The following is a 2262-nucleotide window of genomic DNA, read 5'->3' as shown; positions in this document are numbered from 1 at the left end:
GTCACCTTGTTACAGGAGGTACACTTCACGCGAGGCATCCGGGCATGCATGAAGGTTTTCCAGTCCCAGAAATCCAGATGCCGCCAGTGCTTGATCTCACTGTCGTATGCCTTACATTCAGCGCTGCACCGCGGACAGGCAAATACGGCCCCGCGCTCAAAATCAAGATGCAAGTGCCAAGCTTGTTCCTGATCGTCAAACTCAATATGCGTCAGTTTCCATGGCTCTTCCAACTGCAATGCTACGTTAAACATGTCCATGATCAAATTGTCACTACTGCTTAATGAGGTCCACATTTATCAATCCGCTCCTAATTAACGTAATACTGAGCAGTATTGACTATTTTTCTATAATTCAGACTGTAAGCCATTCAGTATAGCGAGGAGGCTTTTTTTCTAATTCCAACTCCATTACGCCCGTTTATGACGCATTTGAAAAAAGATAAACCCCGGGGCGCTCCGGGGTTATTTCGTCGTCTTCCATGTTATTGTCTTGCCATCGCTGATTGCTGTTATTGTTCCTTGCCGGTCTGTCCGGAATATCTCAACACCGGCTTTCTTGAGCCGGTTCATGATGACCTTCTTGGGATGGCCATACTTGTTGTCCGTTCCGGCGCTAATCACGGCGCAGGTTGGGTGTACAGCGTCCAGGAACTCCTGCGACGTGGACGTGTCCGATCCGTGATGTCCCACCTTCAGCACGTCGGCGCGCAGTTTTTGCGGATGCTCCAGCATATCCTTTTCGCTTCTGGTCTCAGCGTCGCCGGTAAAGAGGAAGGAAGTCTTGCCATAAGAGAGGTGAAGAACCGCGCTCCAAGCATTCAGATCCTTGCCATACTGAGCCGCGGGGGCAACAAACCTCGCTGTGATTCCTTCCAGCGGGATTTCGAGGCCTGCCTTGGCTGACTTGATTTTGAGGCCCCGATTTTTGACGGACATCAGGAAATCCTTGTATGTATTTGTGGTGTGGCTCACTTTGGGCGCATAAACGCTCTTGGTTGGAATCGCATCAATCACCGTATCCAGACCGCCGATATGGTCGGCGTCCGGATGTGTCGCTATCACCACATCCAACTGCGTGATGCCCAGACTTTCAAGGTAATCGACGACATCCTGCCCCTTGTGATTATCCCCGCCGTCTATCAAGATGTGCTGTCCTGTTGGAGTCTTGATCAGAGTAGAATCACCTTGGCCGACGTCCAAGAAGTACACCTGCAGGGTGCCCGCCGGCTGCTGAGGCCGCACTGTCTGGTTTACTGCCGGAATGCCGGTTGAGCATCCCGCAAGGAGCAATACGAAAATAAGATTAATCGTGATGTATAAGTATTTCTTCATATGTACCTCCCGTCTCATTGTAGCACATAAGAATAAACCGAAGAATCACATTCGTTCAGAATATAGATGGAAATGAGCCCCTGAAAGCAGTCAGTAAAGTCACTCTCGAATAAGGCATTGTGAATGAATGGGCGAACAGTGGCGGAAAGCGGCTAAGGAAGGGGGAGATGATGTCATCTATTGCCCGCAAAGGTTGATATCGCAAGGCAAAAAGGCTCCGCCCGGGAGCCTTTTTGCTTGGAAATCACGTATATAGATGCCTGGAGCAATAGGAATAGCTGCTCCGATTTCTTTTGCCATTATATTTTGTAGCGGCTCATCATTTGGCTGCTTCTTCGCCGTTATAAATGCAATGACTTGTCGATACTGGAATTAAGAACCCAGTAGAGGACAGGTGTTTTCATATGTTTGCAGCAAATTTAAATGAAGGTCAACTTGAGGAACTGCTTCATATTCCCGAACCATGGTACATTGATCGTGTAGAGTTTAGCCTTGAAGCCAAGCAACTGTTGCCGTTTGGCTCCAATGGTCGAAGTCGCTAAAATGCTGCAAAATCACTACGATGGCGTTGTTCGCTGGTTCTCGTCAAAGCTGACGAATGGCCTTCTGGAGGGAGTGAATAGCTTGTTCCAGGCCGCCAAACGGAAAGCTCGCGGATACCGTTCCGAGAAAAACATCATCGCCATGGTGTACGTTCTGGCGGGCAAACTTAACTTCACATTGAAATAAGAAAAGAACTGGCTACAGCATGGAGCCACGCATCGCTCGCACCTGAACCAATTCCCTTGTCCAGCCACCAGTATGTCCATTTACTGGCATGTTTATGCTGCTACAGAAGGTGAACGCAGAGCGAAGCATCTATACCAATTCCCTTGTCCGGTTTTCAAAGATTTTCAAAGGGTTGATAGAACCATTTGTTCTCATAACA

At 48.5% G+C, this 2262-nt stretch carries 2 protein-coding genes and 1 pseudogene; 1 reads left to right on the top strand and 2 read right to left on the bottom strand.

Annotated elements, in window-relative coordinates; translation table 11 throughout:
* Both ABD76_RS13145 and ABD76_RS13140 read right to left on the bottom strand, forming a co-directional pair.
* Window positions 1-296 (bottom strand): transposase family protein (locus tag ABD76_RS13145; RefSeq protein WP_197257519.1); only part of this gene is annotated, 296 nt, incomplete at its 3' end.
* 168 nt (window positions 297-464) lie between these two features.
* Window positions 465-1334 carry a ComEC/Rec2 family competence protein gene (locus ABD76_RS13140; RefSeq protein WP_197257517.1) on the bottom strand — a complete coding sequence of 290 codons (870 nt, stop codon included), beginning with the start codon at window positions 1332-1334 and terminating at the stop codon, window positions 465-467.
* 510 nt (window positions 1335-1844) lie between these two features.
* Here ABD76_RS13140 and ABD76_RS13135 point away from each other — a divergent pair.
* Window positions 1845-2063: pseudogene (locus ABD76_RS13135) on the top strand (transposase); the annotation flags it as partial.
* Between the last annotated feature and the right edge of the window lie 199 nt (window positions 2064-2262).

This window comes from Paenibacillus dendritiformis, from assembly GCF_015845845.1.
Taxonomy (GTDB): Bacteria; Bacillota; Bacilli; order Paenibacillales; family Paenibacillaceae; genus Paenibacillus_B; species Paenibacillus_B dendritiformis_C.
Note: the sequence above shows the minus strand (reverse complement) of the source record. Positions and strands in the feature narration are given on the sequence as shown.